This is a genomic window from Micromonospora sp. LA-10 (genome assembly GCF_051853095.1).
In the GTDB taxonomy this organism is placed as follows: Bacteria; Actinomycetota; Actinomycetes; order Mycobacteriales; family Micromonosporaceae; genus Micromonospora; species Micromonospora echinospora_A.
Genome location: NZ_CP195710.1, coordinates 4,602,386 through 4,616,058, shown reverse-complemented (window position 1 = coordinate 4,616,058; position 13,673 = coordinate 4,602,386). Strand labels below are relative to the sequence as shown.

Here is a 13,673-nt window from a genome sequence, read left to right as displayed (position 1 = left end):
CGCCGGGGAGGGGGTCGATCGTGCTCCGACAGCAGGACGTAGGACACCGGATCGTGGTCCGCCGGATTGTGGGGATTCGTGAGGGCCGCACGCTGTTCTCCGACGCGCTCGGCGAGCTCGTCGAGCTGAGCGAGACCCACATCACCCTTTCCACCGACGCCGGTCCGCTGCGCGTACCGGTCGCCGAGGTGCACCGGGCCAAGCGGGTGCCGCCGGCCCGCCGGCCCACCGCCGCCGCCGTGGTCGCGCTGGAGCTGGCCGCCGACGAGGCGTGGCCCGCACCGGTACGCGGACAGCTCGGCGACTGGCGGCTGCGCTGGGCCGACGGCTGGACCGGCCGGGCGAACAGCGCGCTGCCGGTCGGCGACCCGGACCGTCCCCTGCCTGCCGCGCTGGACGCCGTGCAGCGCTGGTACGCCGAGCGCGGCGGCACCGCCCTGGTGAACACCCCGCTGCCGCTGGCCGCCCCGGTCGGCGCCGAGCTGGACGCGCGCGGCTGGACGGCCCGGCCACCGGTGCTGGTGCAGACCGTCCCGCTGCGCGCCCTGGCCGCGCCGCCGGACGCCGCCCCCGCCGACGCGCCGCCACCGGACGCCGACGCGCCGCCGCCCGCCGGTCCGGACGGCACGCCGCCGGTGACGCTCGCCGACGCGCCCGCCGACGACTGGCTGGCGATCGCCGCCGGCCGCAAGGGCGGCCTGCCGGACGCCGCGCGGCACGTGCTCACTGCCGTCGACCGGGTCCGCTTCGCGGAGCTGCGGATCGACGGGCGGCTGCTCGCGGTCGGCCGGGGCACGGTGACCGGCGAGGGCCGCTGGCTCGGCGTCAGCCTGCTCGAAGTGCTGCCCGAGGCGCGTCGGCGGGGATTCGCCGCAGCTGTCGTCCGCGCTCTGGCCGGCTGGGGCGCGGCCGAAGGCGCCACGCGCGCGTTCCTCCAGGTGGAGCAGAGCAACACGAGCGCTGTCGAGCTCTACCGCCGGCTCGGGTTCACCACCCACCACACCTACCTGACCCGGGTCGCCCCGGCCGCCTGAGCGCCGGGGCGGACGGTCAGCGGCGGACGATCCGGCGCGGCCGGGAACGCCGCATCTCCGCGTACCGCTTGAGCTGGCGGGACCGGTAGTCCCGGCCGAGCGCGGTGAGGATCAGGTAACCGACGAGCACACCGGCCGCGGTGGCGGCGAGATACAGCCAGATCTGGGCGAAGAAGAGGCCGGCGCCCCCACCGAACGGGTTCTCCCCGACCACCAGCGGACCGACGAACACGGTGAACGCCAGCGCCACCGCCACCGCGGCGGCCAGGTCACCGGCCAGGCGGCCGAGCGGCCGGTCGGCCCCCCACCGGAACGCGACGCCGGCCAGGATCAGCCCGATCACCAGGAACATCACCAGCGACACCCGGTCGGACGCGGCGTCGTCGTCCGGGAACGCGAATCTCGTGACCAGCCGGGCCACCACGTTCACCACGAACAACGCGGCCGCCAGCACGCCGACCGCACGCCACCGCTGACCCATCGCACGCCTCCCGCCGTACCGCCCGCCCTCTCGGCGAGCCTCTGGCAGGAATGTCTACCACCGTCGGCTGTGTGGCGTCAGCACCTCACCGGCCAGGCGGCGGCGTCACCAGGTGCCGGAAGCCGACCACCGCGAACGTGACCGCGCCGGCCACGATCAGCGCCAGGCCGAGCACGTTGTCACCGACCAGCGCGAGATCACCCTCGACGGTCCGGACACCGCCCGCCACGATCACCACGAACCACGGCAGCGCGGCCAGCACCACCGCCCAGCGGCCGCCGGTCGACCGGTGTCCGAACGAGCCCAGCAGCACCGTCGCCGCCACCACCACCGGCACACCGACGACCACCGCGCCCACCCCGACCAGCGCCTGCGCCGCGCCGGAGCGGCCCTGCACCAGCTCCCAGGCCCAGGTCGAGAAGATCAGTTCGAGCAGCGCGAGCAGCACGCCGCCCCAGACCGTCAGCACGCCGCCGGTCACCCGCAACGCGCGGTCGAGTCCCCGCTCCGCCCGGCTCGGCGGCGCGGCCTCCGGCGGCTGCTCGGCAACTGTCGACACGGGTACGGCCGGCAGCGTCACCGGGCACCGGCCGCCGCGACCGGGGACCGGTCCGGGGCGTCCAGGGCGATCCCGGCGAAGAGGTCGTCCTCCCAGCCGTACGGGCCGTGGCCCGGCCCCTTCTCGCCCACCGCGAGCGTGAAGTACTCGACGCCCATGAACTCGCCGCCGAAGTTCCCGGCGATCGAGTAGAGCCAGGAGTTCGCCGGGATCTGCGTGGCGTGGGCGCGCATCGCCGCCTCCTTGGCGGCGTGCTGGTCGGTGCCGTCGATCCGGGCGGCGATCTCCGCGTCCGGCGTGCCGAACGGCAGCTCGTCGGCGCTCTCGATGCCGGCGAACGGATTGTCCGAGGACTCGGTGAACGTCTCCAGCCCGGCGTCGAGCACGCTGCGCGGCATGGCCGTCCAGTACACCTTCGCCGGGGCGATCCCCTCGGCCGCGGCCAGCTCGACCGCCCGCATCGCCACCCGGTGCGCCTGGATGTGATCCGGGTGGCCGTAGAAGCCGTTCGGGTCGTACGTGACGAGCACCTGGGGACGGACCTCGCGGACGACCTCCAGCAGGTGACCGGCGGCGACGTCCAGGTCGGCCTGCCAGAACGCCCGCGGGTGCTCGTTGGTGGCCATGCCCATCATGCCCGAGTCGCGGTAGCGGCCCGCGCCGCCGAGGAACCGGTGGTCGGTGACGCCGAGCGCGGCGCAGGCGCCGGCCAGCTCGCCGATCCGGTAGCCGCCGAGCTGGTCCGCCTCGGCCGCGCAGAGCTGCGCCAGCTCCGGTACGTGGATCTCGCCCTCCTCGCCCAGCGTGCAGGTGACAAGCGTGACGTGGGCGCCGGTGGCGGCGTAGTGCGCCATCGTCGCGCCGGTCCCGATCGACTCGTCGTCGGGATGCGCGTGGACCAGCAGAAGGCGTCGGTCGGGCAGCGTCGTCACGCCCGTCACTCTAACCGGCGGTCCTGCCCGCTCGACGGTGATGCGTCCGCCCAGGTCGGCCACATCACCTCCGGCGCGCGCCTACGCTGCAGGCGTGGACTTTCCCGAGCTGGCCGCCCGTACCCGTCGGTTCAGCCACGGGGCGCCGCGCGCCGTCACCGTCTCCGGCGACGGCTCCCGGGTCGTCTTCCTGCGCTCCGCGGGACCACAGGACCCGGCCGACGCGCTCTGGCTGCTCGACATCGACAGCGGCGAGGAACGCCTTGTTGCCGATCCGGCGGTGCTGCTGGGCGCGGACGCCGATCCGGCCCGCCTGGCCCCCGGTGAGCGGGCGCTACGCGAGCGGCTGCGGCTCAGCTCCGGCGGCATCGGCTCGTACGCCCTGGACGCGGCCGGCCGGGTGGCCGCGTTCGCGCTGGCCGGGCGGCTGTTCCGGGCCGACCTGGTGCACGGCGACGTGGTCGAGGTGGCCGCCGGCGGGCCGGTGATCGACCCCCGGCCCGACCCGACCGGCGAGCGGCTGGCCTACGTCACCGACGCCGCCGAGGGCGTACGCCGGGGCCAGCTGCGGGTGGTGGAGCCGGACGGTACGGACAACCTGCTCGCCGGTGAGGACAGCGGCGTGACCTGGGGGCTGGCCGAGCACATCGCCGCCGAGGAGTTCCACCGCTACCGCGGCTACTGGTGGGCCCCGGACGGGCGCAGCGTGCTGGCCGCCCGGGTCGACGACTCCCGGCTGGAACGCTGGTACCTGCACGACCCGGCCGACCCGGCGAGCCCGCCGACGTCGCTGGCGTACCCCGTGGCGGGTGGCCCGAACGCGGAGGTCAGCCTGCACCTGCTCGACCTCGACGGCGGCTGGGTCGACGTGCACTGGGACCGGGAGACCTACCCCTACCTGAGCTCGGCGGACTGGGCCGACGGCGGGCCGCTGATCACCGTGCTGCGCCGCTCGCAGCAGCACGGCCTGGTGCTCGCGGTGGACCCGCGGACCGGGGAGACGCAGGTGCACGCGGAGCTGGCCGACCCGCGCTGGGTGGAACCCATCCCCGGCACCCCCGCCCACCTACCCGACGGGCGGGTGCTGGTCGGCGGCGAACTGGCTCACGACGGGTACGACGCGCGCTGCCTGTTCGCCGACGGCACGCTGCTCACCCCACCCTCGCTGTACGTGCGGCGGGTGGTCGGGCGGCTGCCGAACGGGCCGAACGCGACCGCCGACCTGCTGGTGGAGGCGAGCGAGGGCGAGCCGAGCCAGCGCCACCTCTACCGGGTGCGCACCACGATCGGCGGCGGCATGGACGCCCGCCGGATGGGCAGCGACCCCGGCTGGCACACGGCCGCGATCGGCGGCTCCACGCTGGCGGTGGGCATCGCGTCGCTGGAGCACCCCGGCGTCCGCTGGCGGGTCTGGCACGGCGACCGCGAGGTGGGTGAGCTGCGCTCGCTGGCCGCCACCTGCTCGTACGCGCCGCGGCCGACGATGGTCCGGGTCACCGACCGGCGGCTGCCCAGCGCGGTGCTCTACCCGGCCGAGCACGTCAAGGGCACCCGGCTTCCGGTGCTGCTGGACGTCTACGGCGGCCCTGGCCACCAGGAGGTCGTCGCGGCCCGCGGCGTCTGGCTGGAACGGCAGTGGTGGGCCGAGCAGGGCTTCGCGGTGGTCACCATCGACAACCGGGGTACCCCCGGCATCGCGCCGTCGTTCGAGAAGGCGATCCACCGCCGGGTCGCCGACGTGATCCTCACCGACCAGGTGGACGCGCTCACCGCGCTCGCCGACAAGCACCCCGACCTGGACCTGGAACGGGTGGCGGTGCGCGGCTGGTCGTTCGGCGGCTGGCTGGCCGGGCTGGCGGTGCTGCGCCATCCGGAGTTGTTCAAGTGCGCGATCGTCGGCGCGCCGGTCACCGACTGGGCGCTGTACGACACCGCGTACAGCGAGCGCTACCTGGGCATGCCCGACGACGGCATGGACATCTACGCCCACCACTCGCTGGTCGAGCTGGCCGCCGAGCCGCTCGGCGACCCGGCGCAGGCCCGGCCGATGCTGCTGGTGCACGGCCTGGCCGACGACAACGTGCTGGCCGCGCACACGCTGCGGCTGTCCGCGGCGCTGCTGTCCACCGGCCGGCCGCACGCGGTGCTGCCGCTGACCGGGGCGAGCCACCTGGCCGCGGGCGGGGTGTCCGAGCGCCTGCTCCGGCTGGAGCTGGACTTCCTCCGCCGCTACTTGTAAGGAAGGGCCCCCTTTTAACGCCTGCGGTAGAGGAAGGGCCCCTTCTTAACGCCTGGCGTTAAGAAGGGGCCCTTCCTTACGGCTCAGCCCGGAGGGCTACTGCTTGACGTACGCGTTGACGAAGCTGGGCCAGCCGAAGATGCTGCCGATGAAGATGCCACCGGCCTTCTCGCCGTGCGCCACGGAGACCACCTCGTTGTAGAGCGGCACCGCTGGCGCGGACTCCTTCATCAGCTTCTCGTCCAGCTTGCTCCACTCCTCGGCCTGCTTGGCCGGGTCGAGTGCCAGCACCCGGTCGAACTCGGCGTTGATCGCCTCGTTGTTGAGCTGGGACGTGTTGCTGTTGCCCTCGGCCTTGAGGCTGCGGCCGTCGAAGAGCACCGGCAGGATCGAGGCGCCGCTGGGCCAGTCGGCCGCCCACGAGTCGACCCACAGGTCCCACGGGTTGGTCTTCTTCTTCACGAAGTCGAGGTAGCCGTCCTCGGGGATCGGCTTGACGGTGACCGTGAAGCCGGCCTTCTCCAGCGCGTTCTTGACCTGGGTGGCGGTCTCCTGCGAGGCGGTGTCGTCCGCGGTGCCGAGCACCAGGTTCACCGACTTGCCGCCCAGCGTCTCCTTGGCCTTCGCCGGGTCGCCGCTCTCACCGGCCGGGTACGCGTCGAACTTCTTGTACCCGAGCGTGGTCGGGGGCAGCAGCGTGGTCAGCGGCACCGCGCCGTACGGGCCGCCGAGGTTCTTGGTGATGCTGCTGCGGTCGATCGCGTAGTTGATCGCCTGCCGCACGGACAGGTCGGTGACCCGGGTGGTGTTGATGCTCAGCCGGTACGCGTTGGGCGTCGCCGCGACGATCATCCGCTCCTTGAGCGCCGGGTCGCCGGTCACCTTCGCGATCAGCTCGGGCGGAACGCCGCCGGTGGCGACCGCCGCCGCGTCGTTGCCGGTGCCGGCGAGGACCCGGTTGGTCTGGGTGGTGTTGTCCGAGCCGAGCGCCCAGACGAACTTGTCCGGGTACGCGTGCCGCACCGGGTCGGTGGCCGGGTCCCAGTTCGTGTTGCGCTCCAGCACCATCTCCACGCCGGGCTGGATCTTGGTGAACCGGTACGGCCCGGACGAGAACGGCATGTTGTCCAGGTTGACGCCGGTGTCCTTGTCCGGCGGCAGCGGCGCGGTGGCCGGGAGCGACACCGCGAACGGCAGGTCGCAGCGGGGCTTGTTGAACTCGAAGCGCAGCGTGCGCGGGTCCGGCGTGGTCAGGCCGGGCGGCAGCGAGGTCTTGTTCTTCTTGAAGTCCCACCTGGTGTCGTACTGCGGGCTGTCGGCCAGCCACTCCTGCAGGTAGGTGGGGCCGCCGGTCAGGTCCGGGTCGAACGAGCGGGCGATGCCGTACGCGATCTCCTTGGAGGTGATCGGACGGCCGTCCTCGAACTTGACGCCCTCCTTGATCGTGAACTCCCAGACCTTGCAGTCGTTGTTCACGTTCTTGCCGGGCGTCTCGGCGAGGTCGCCGACGAGCGTGACGTTGCCCTTGCCGTCGTCCTTGAACGTGGTGAGGAACCGGGCGTAGAGCTGGCTGCCCATCAGGCCGGCGAACGAGTAGACCCGCTGCGGGTCCAGGTGCGAGATCTTGCTCTCTCGCAGGATGTAGAAGGTTCCGCCCTTGGCCGCGCCGGGCACGTCGGCCGCCGGGCCGAGCGAGTCCTTCGGGTCGGTCGCGATGGCGCCGCTGCGGGGCTTGTTCGTGTCCGCGGTGTCGCCGTTGTCGCCGGTGTTCTTGCTGCACGCACTGAGTGCGACCACCAGTGCCATCGCACCGCCCACGGCGGTGGCGAGTCTTGCTCGCATACTCAACTCCTCGGGTCGATGAAGGAAAGCTTCGCCTAGCTTTCACTTGCGGTAAATTTCGAGCAGATAACGGGGGCACAACGATCGACCACCGGCGAAGCCCGGATCAGCCGAGACGCACCCGCGGATCGATGAACGCGTACAGCAGGTCGACCACGATGTTCGCCACCACCACGAACAACGCCGACACCAGGACGGTGGCCATGATGGTCGGCAGGTCGCCCTGGCGCACCGCCTCCACCGCCGTACGCCCGAGCCCCTGGATGCCGAACGTCGTCTCGGTGATGACGGTGCCGCCCAGCGCCGCGCCGACGTCGATGCCGGCGATCGTCACGATCGGCGTGATCGCCGCGCGCAGCGCGTGCCGTCCGTACACATTGCGTTTCGCCACGCCCTTGGCCCGCGCGGTCCGCACGAAGTCCTCGGAGAGCGTCTCCAGCATCTGCGCCCGCGACAGCCGGGCGTAGATCGCGGAGAAGAGCAGCGCGAGCGTCACCCACGCCAGCACCAGGCCGCGCGCCCATTCGATCGGGTTCTCCAGGAACGGCACGTAGCGGGGTGTCGGCAGGATCTTCAGCGAGTACACGAAGACCAGCAGCAGCACGGCGCCGACGAAGTAGAGCTGCAGCGAGGCGAACGTGAGCGTCAAGCCGATCGAGATGCGGTCGAGCAGCGACCCCCGCCGCAGCGCGGAGATCATCCCGAGTCCGACGCCGAGCGCCAGCCAGAGCACCGCCGCCGGGAGCACGATGTTCAGCGTCACCGGCAGCACCCGGGCGAACGTGTCGGTGACCGACTCGCTGTTGACGTAGGAGTAGCCGAGGCAGGGCGCCTCGCACTTGCCGCCCTGCGCGCTGCCCAGGTCACGGCCGACGAAGATGCCCTTCATGTAGTTGACGTACTGCGTCGGCTTCGGGTCGTTGAGCCCCAGCTCCGTGCGGACCCGCTCCAGCCGCTCGGCGTTGCAGTTCTTCGGGCACATGCCGGTCACCGGGTCGCGGGGCAACGCGAAGAACATGAGGAAGCTGACGATGCTCACCGCGAGCAGCACCGAGACCGCGAGCAGCAGCCGCTTCAGCAGAAACCGCATCATGGCGTCGAACCCCCTACCGTGACGACTTCGGGTCGAGCGCGTCGCGCAGCGCGTCGCCGAAGAGGTTGAACGCCAGCACGAGCGCGAAGATGGTGATGCCGGGGAAGAAGACGTACGCCGGGTCGGTCTGCAGGTAGTCGATGCTGCGGTAGATCATCCGGCCGAAGCTCGGCACCGACTCGGGCAGGCCGACGCCGAGGAAGGACAGCGCCGCCTCACCTGTGACGTACGACGGCACGGCGAGCGAGAACGCCACCAGGATCGGGGCCCAGATGTTCGGCAGCAGCTGCCGGAACAGCATGTGCCCGAGCCCGGCGCCGCTGGCCCGCGCCGCCTCCACGAACTCCCGTTCGCGCAGCGAGACCACCTGGCCCCGGACGAGCCGGGCCGTTCCGGTCCAGCCGAACGCGGCGAAGACCACGATCAGCGTGGTCACCGCGAACCACGTCGGCACCGCGTCCCGCGGGCCGTAGAAGCGCAGCGAGAACGTCGGCACCACGGCGAGCGCGAAGATGAGGAACGGCAGCGCCAGCGCGACGTCGGTGATCCAGCTGATCACCGAGTCGACCACGCCGCCCAGGAAGCCGGCGACGATGCCGAGCACCACGCCGATGGTCGTGGTGACCAGCGCAGCGCCGAGCGCGATCAGCAGCGAGGTCCGGATGCCGTAGATCATCCGGATGAAGATGTCCCGGCCCAGGCCCGGTTCCAGCCCGAACCAGTGGTCGCCGCTGACGCCGCCGACGTAGCCCAGCGGCATGCCGGTGGCGTCCAGCAGGTCACCGAACTGCTGGCTCGGCGACACGCCGTAGAGCCGCTGGATGAGCGGCGCGGCCACCGCCGCCAGGATGAACAGGGCCAGCACGACACCGCTGACCATGGCGGTACGGTCGCGCCGCAGCCGGGCCCAGACGAGCTGACCCGGTGAGCGGCCGACGAGCCGCTTCTTCTCGTCCGGCTCCTGATCGGAGGACTCGATCTCGGCGAGCGCCACGCCCTCGACCGGCGACAGGCTCATTTCGACACCTCCACGGGTTCGCCGGTCGGCACGCCGACCGGTCCGCTCTCCGGGTAGTGGCACGCGGTGAGTTGCCCGCCGCCGTGCCGGCTGACCAGTGCGGGTTCTTCGGTGGCGCAGTGGTCGGTGGCTTTCCAGCAGCGGGTGCGGAAGCGGCAGCCCGACGGTGGGTTGAGTGGGGTGGGGACGTCGCCGGTGAGGCGGATGCGGCCGGCGGGGCCGAGCGTGGTGACGTCGGGGATCGCGGACAGCAGCGCTCGGGTGTAGGGGTGCTGCGGCCGGGTGTAGATGGTGTCGCGGTCGCCGATCTCGACGATTTTGCCGAGGTACATGACGGCGACGCGGTGGCAGAAGTGGCGGATGATGGCGAGGTCGTGGGCGATGAACACGAACGCCAGGTCGAGGTCGCGTTGCAGATCGCGCAGCAGGTTGATGACCTGCGCCTGGATGGAGACGTCGAGGGCGGAGACGGGTTCGTCGGCGACGATGAGTTTGGGTTTGAGGGCGAGGGCGCGGGCGATGCCGATGCGCTGGCGTTGTCCGCCGGAGAATTCGTGCGGGTACCTGTTGTAGTGCTCCGGATTCAACCCGACCAGTTCGAGGAGTTCCTGCACCCGTTTTTTGACGCCGCCGGGTGGGGTGATGTTGTTGACCTGCAACGGCATCGCCACGATCCGCCCGACCGTGTGGCGGGGGTTCAGTGACGCGTAGGGGTCCTGGAAGATGATCTGCAGGTCCTGCCGCAGCGCGCGCAGCTCACGGCGTCCGCCGTGGGTGATGTCCCGCCCCGCGAACGTGATGCTGCCGGCGGTGGGCTCCAGCAGGCGGACCAGCATCCGCCCCGTCGTGGTCTTCCCGCACCCGGACTCCCCGACCAGGCCGAGCGTTTCGCCGGGGCGCACGTCGAAGTCCAGGCCGTCGACCGCCCGCACGGCGCCTCTGGCGCGCAGGCCCTGCCGCACCGGGAAGTGCTTGGTCAGCCCTCGTACCCGCAGCAAGGGCTCGGTTTCGTCGCTCATCGGGCCACCCCCACCTGTGCGACCTCGTCGCGGTAGATCCGCTCCCTGTCGGCCGCCGACAGGTGGCAGGCCACCAGGTGACCGGGTGCTCCGGCCGGCCCCAGCTCGGGCACGTCGGTGCGGGAGCGGTCGCCGTTGACGTCGGCGTACCGGCATCGCGGATGGAACGCGCACCCGGACGGCAGATTGATCAACGACGGCGGGTTGCCGGGGATCGGCACCAGGTCCGCGTCGGCGTCACCGTGCAACGACGGCACGCTCGACAACAACCCCCACGTGTACGGATGCTGCGGCGCCCGCAACACCCGCTGCACACTGCCGTGCTCCACCGCCCGACCGCCGTACATCACCAACACGTCATCAGCCACCTGGCTGACCACACCCAGGTCATGGGTGATCAGGATGATCGCCGACCGGAACTCCTCCTGCAAATCCGCGAGCAGGTCCAGGATCTGCGCCTGCACCGTCACATCCAACGCCGTCGTCGGCTCATCGGCGATCAACAGATCCGGATCGTTGACCAGCGCCATCGCGATCATCGCCCGCTGCCGCATCCCACCCGAGAACTCATGCGGGAACTGGTCGAACCGCTTGGCCGGCTGCGGAATTCCGACCCGGTCCAGCATGTCCACCGCCCGCGACCGCGCCTCCCGCTTCCCGGCCCTCGGGTGGTGCACCCGGTACGCCTCAGCGATCTGCTTGCCCACCGAGTAGTACGGATGCAACGCCGACAACGGATCCTGAAAGATCATCGCCATGTCCCGGCCCCGCAACCGACGAATCTCCTCCTCACCCAGCCCCACCAGCTGACGCCCACCCACCGAGATCTCCCCCGAGATGGTCGTCCGCTTCGCGTTGTGCAAGCCGAGGATCGCCAGCGACGTCACGCTCTTACCGGAACCGGACTCCCCCACGATCCCGAGCGTGCGGCCCCGCTCGACGGCGAACGACACCCCGTCCACGGCCTTGACCACGCCGTCCTCGGTGTCGAACCGCACCCGCAGGTCCCGGACCTGGAGATAGGGCCCGTCGCCGGAGCGCTGCTCCGGCACCTCCGGGCGGTCCGGCTCCCCGGACGGCACCGCCTCCGACCTGCCCATTGACCGCCTCCCCTTCGGTGATGAAGAGAACCTACAGGAAAACCCAGGAGGCGAAAATAAGCTACATCGAGCGGTCTGTCAGCGGCCTGAGCGTAACGACTGGGTTTCCGTCTCGCACGCCCGTCACCTGGGACATCCACACCCGCGACTGGCCGTCGTCGCCTCGTCGCCGCACCCGGGGTGCGACGATGGTCCCGGCGACGAAGGAATGATTCCGGTCGGCACGAGGTGGAGGCGACGGTGACCGCGGCGGTGTTCGGCCACGACGGCCCGTGGACCGAAGAGGAGTACCTCACCCTCGGCGAGACGCGGCAACGCGTCGAACTCTTCGACGGCAGCCTGCACGTGACACCGGCACCCACTCCGCGGCACCAACGAATCCAGCGGAACCTCGGCAACCTGCTGGAGGCCGCGGCCCGGCACGCCGGCCTGGAACTGCTGGAGACGGTGAACGTCCGGCTCCGGCCAGGCCGCGTACCGATTCCCGACCTCGTCGTCACCGAGCCGATCGACTTCGACCAGCCGATGATCGAGGCGCGGGAGGTGCGGCTCGTGTGCGAGGTGATCTCACCGGGCAACGCGGCGACCGACAAGGTGCTCAAGATGCACTACTACGCCGCCGCGGGCATCGAGTGGTACCTGCTGGGTGGAGCAGGAGACCGGCACGCTGCACCTGCACCGGCGGCAGGGCCGGCACTACCGGGAGGTGTCGGTGACCAAGCCCGGTTCCGTGCTGGACCTGACCGAGCCCGTCCGGGCCTCGATCCGGCCGGAGGATCTCGTCCCCTGACGGATGTCGGCCCGCTCGCCTAGGGTCGGGCCCATGAGCGAGCGTCAGCGAGCGAATCATCGGGGCGGCGCGAAGGTGCCTCATGCCGACACACAGCGCAGCGGAGCGCCGGCATGAGCGAGTTCGACGCGGCGACCGCCGCCGTCCAGGCCGCGCTCGACGCGGGCGCCCGGTACGCCGACGCCCGGGTCATGCACCGCCGCTACGAGTCGATGTCCGCGCGCAACGGCGACATCGAGGAGCTGAGCCAGGACGAGAGCATCGGGCTGGGCGTACGCGCGCTCGTCGGATCGGGGTGGGGCTTCCACGCCGTACCCGATCTGTCCGACGCGGCGGCTCGCGACGCCGGCCGGCGCGCCGCGGCGATCGCCACCGCGAGCGCGCAGGTTCCCGGCCCGCCGATCGACCTGGTGCCGGCCGAGGCGGCGGTGGCGAGCTGGGCCTCGGAGTGCGCCGTCGACCCGCTCGGGGTGCCGCTGTCGGACAAGGGCGACCTGCTGGCCCGCGCCACCGCCACGATGCGTGAGCACGGCGCCGACCTGGCCGAGGGGCTCTACCAGATCTGGGACACCACGAAGTGGTTCGTGTCCAGCGAGGGCCACCGGATCGACCAGCACATCCGGGAGTGCGGCGGCGGCATTTCCGCCACGTCGATCGGCGACGGCGAGACGCAGCGCCGGTCCTACCCGAGCTACCGCGGGCAGTACGGCACGACCGGCTGGGAGCTGGTCACCTCGCTCGACCTGGCCGCGCACGCCGCCCGGATCGCCGAGGAGTCCCGCGAGCTGCTCACGGCGCCGCTCTGCCCGGCCGGCGAGACCGACCTGATCCTCGGCGGCGAGCAGCTCGCGCTGCAGATCCACGAGTCGGTCGGGCACGCCATCGAGTTGGACCGCATTCTCGGCTGGGAGGCGGCGTTCGCCGGCACCTCCTGGCTCGACCTCGCCCGGCTCGGGTCGCTGCGCTACGGCTCGGAGCTGATGAACGTGACCATCGACCCGACCATCCCCGGCGCGCTGGGCAGCTTCGGCTACGACGACGAGGGCTCCCCGGCGGTCGCCCGGGACGCGGTCCGCGAGGGGCGGTGGGTCGGGGTGCTCGCCGGCCGGGACTCGGCCGCCGTCGCCGGCCTGGACTACGGCGGCAGCGTACGGGCCGACGGCTGGGCGCGGCTGCCGATGGTGCGGATGACGAACGTGGGCCTGGAACCCGGCCCGCACACGCTGGACGAGATCATCGCGGCCACCGACGACGGGGTGCTGATGGACATCAACAGGTCCTGGTCGATCGACGACAAGCGGCTCAACTTCCAGTTCGGCTGCGAGGTCGGCTGGGAGGTGAAGAACGGCCGGCGGGGGCGGATGCTGCGCAACCCGACGTACACCGGCATCGGGCCGGTCTTCTGGCGCTCGATGGACATGCTCTCCTCGGAGACCGTTGCCTGGGGCACGCCCAACTGCGGCAAGGGGCAGCCGGGCCAGATCGGGCACACCGGCCACCCGGCCGCGCCGGCCCGGTTCCGCGGCGTCCGGGTGGGGGTGCGGGCATGAGCGAGCGCAGCGAGCG

The 13,673-nt window shown here is 71.7% G+C and carries 11 protein-coding genes and 1 pseudogene; 4 read left to right on the top strand and 8 right to left on the bottom strand.

Annotation, left to right across the window (positions count from 1 at the left end; translation table 11 throughout):
• The first annotated feature begins 20 nt into the window (after positions 1-20).
• Positions 21-1,034: a GNAT family N-acetyltransferase gene (locus tag ACSDG8_RS21885; RefSeq protein ID WP_210896225.1), complete on the top strand. Its 1,014-nt coding sequence runs from the start codon at positions 21-23 to the stop codon at positions 1,032-1,034.
• Between the two features lie 16 nt (positions 1,035-1,050).
• Here the strand turns inward: ACSDG8_RS21885 and ACSDG8_RS21880 are convergent, their stop codons facing one another.
• From ACSDG8_RS21880 to mshB, 3 genes are all read right to left on the bottom strand, one after another.
• A complete protein-coding gene (locus ACSDG8_RS21880; RefSeq protein ID WP_210896227.1) occupies positions 1,051-1,515 on the bottom strand; it encodes a hypothetical protein in 465 nt (154 codons plus the stop codon).
• A gap of 85 nt (positions 1,516-1,600) precedes the next feature.
• Positions 1,601-2,095: a hypothetical protein gene (locus ACSDG8_RS21875; protein WP_210896230.1), complete on the bottom strand. Its 495-nt coding sequence runs from the start codon at positions 2,093-2,095 to the stop codon at positions 1,601-1,603.
• Positions 2,092-3,015: an N-acetyl-1-D-myo-inositol-2-amino-2-deoxy-alpha-D-glucopyranoside deacetylase gene (mshB, locus tag ACSDG8_RS21870; RefSeq protein WP_210896232.1), complete on the bottom strand. Its 924-nt coding sequence runs from the start codon at positions 3,013-3,015 to the stop codon at positions 2,092-2,094. Before mshB ends, ACSDG8_RS21875 begins: the two co-directional genes overlap by 4 nt.
• Before the next feature lie 85 nt (positions 3,016-3,100).
• On the opposite strand from mshB, the gene ACSDG8_RS21865 reads away from it, so the two are divergent.
• Positions 3,101-5,245 carry a prolyl oligopeptidase family serine peptidase gene (locus ACSDG8_RS21865; protein ID WP_210896234.1) on the top strand — a complete coding sequence of 715 codons (2,145 nt, stop codon included), beginning with the start codon at positions 3,101-3,103 and terminating at the stop codon, positions 5,243-5,245.
• Positions 5,246-5,341: 96 nt separating this feature from the next.
• Here ACSDG8_RS21865 and ACSDG8_RS21860 read toward each other — a convergent pair whose 3' ends face one another.
• From ACSDG8_RS21860 to ACSDG8_RS21840, 5 genes are all read right to left on the bottom strand, one after another.
• On the bottom strand, positions 5,342-7,087 hold the full coding sequence (locus ACSDG8_RS21860; protein WP_210896236.1) for an ABC transporter substrate-binding protein: 1,746 nt from the start codon (positions 7,085-7,087) through the stop codon (positions 5,342-5,344).
• 106 nt (positions 7,088-7,193) lie between these two features.
• Positions 7,194-8,180 carry an ABC transporter permease gene (locus tag ACSDG8_RS21855; protein WP_210896238.1) on the bottom strand — a complete coding sequence of 329 codons (987 nt, stop codon included), beginning with the start codon at positions 8,178-8,180 and terminating at the stop codon, positions 7,194-7,196.
• A 13-nt stretch (positions 8,181-8,193) separates the two neighbouring features.
• Positions 8,194-9,198 (bottom strand): ABC transporter permease, encoded by a 1,005-nt coding sequence (locus ACSDG8_RS21850; protein ID WP_030504638.1) that lies wholly within the window; start codon positions 9,196-9,198, stop codon positions 8,194-8,196.
• Complete coding sequence (locus ACSDG8_RS21845; RefSeq protein WP_210942508.1) at positions 9,195-10,217, bottom strand: ABC transporter ATP-binding protein; 1,023 nt, start codon at positions 10,215-10,217, stop codon at positions 9,195-9,197. Before ACSDG8_RS21845 ends, ACSDG8_RS21850 begins: the two co-directional genes overlap by 4 nt.
• Positions 10,214-11,317: an ABC transporter ATP-binding protein gene (locus tag ACSDG8_RS21840; protein ID WP_210942509.1), complete on the bottom strand. Its 1,104-nt coding sequence runs from the start codon at positions 11,315-11,317 to the stop codon at positions 10,214-10,216. Before ACSDG8_RS21840 ends, ACSDG8_RS21845 begins: the two co-directional genes overlap by 4 nt.
• 240 nt (positions 11,318-11,557) lie before the next feature.
• Here ACSDG8_RS21840 and ACSDG8_RS21835 point away from each other — a divergent pair.
• Together ACSDG8_RS21835 and ACSDG8_RS21830 are read left to right on the top strand one after the other, a co-directional pair.
• Positions 11,558-12,107, top strand: a pseudogene (locus ACSDG8_RS21835) (Uma2 family endonuclease).
• Between the two features lie 113 nt (positions 12,108-12,220).
• Positions 12,221-13,657, top strand: coding sequence for a TldD/PmbA family protein (locus tag ACSDG8_RS21830; RefSeq protein WP_210896243.1), 1,437 nt, complete (start codon positions 12,221-12,223; stop codon positions 13,655-13,657).
• Positions 13,658-13,673: the final 16 nt, after the last annotated feature.

Coding starts and splice junctions, on each gene's coding strand:
- ACSDG8_RS21850 (WP_030504638.1), bottom strand. CDS start 9,198: ATGAGCCTGTCGCCGGTCGAGGGCGTGGCGCTCGCCGAGATCGAGTCC.
- ACSDG8_RS21840 (WP_210942509.1), bottom strand. CDS start 11,317: ATGGGCAGGTCGGAGGCGGTGCCGTCCGGGGAGCCGGACCGCCCGGAG.
- ACSDG8_RS21880 (WP_210896227.1), bottom strand. CDS start 1,515: ATGGGTCAGCGGTGGCGTGCGGTCGGCGTGCTGGCGGCCGCGTTGTTC.
- ACSDG8_RS21860 (WP_210896236.1), bottom strand. CDS start 7,087: ATGCGAGCAAGACTCGCCACCGCCGTGGGCGGTGCGATGGCACTGGTG.
- ACSDG8_RS21830 (WP_210896243.1), top strand. CDS start 12,221: ATGAGCGAGTTCGACGCGGCGACCGCCGCCGTCCAGGCCGCGCTCGAC.
- ACSDG8_RS21855 (WP_210896238.1), bottom strand. CDS start 8,180: ATGATGCGGTTTCTGCTGAAGCGGCTGCTGCTCGCGGTCTCGGTGCTG.
- ACSDG8_RS21845 (WP_210942508.1), bottom strand. CDS start 10,217: ATGAGCGACGAAACCGAGCCCTTGCTGCGGGTACGAGGGCTGACCAAG.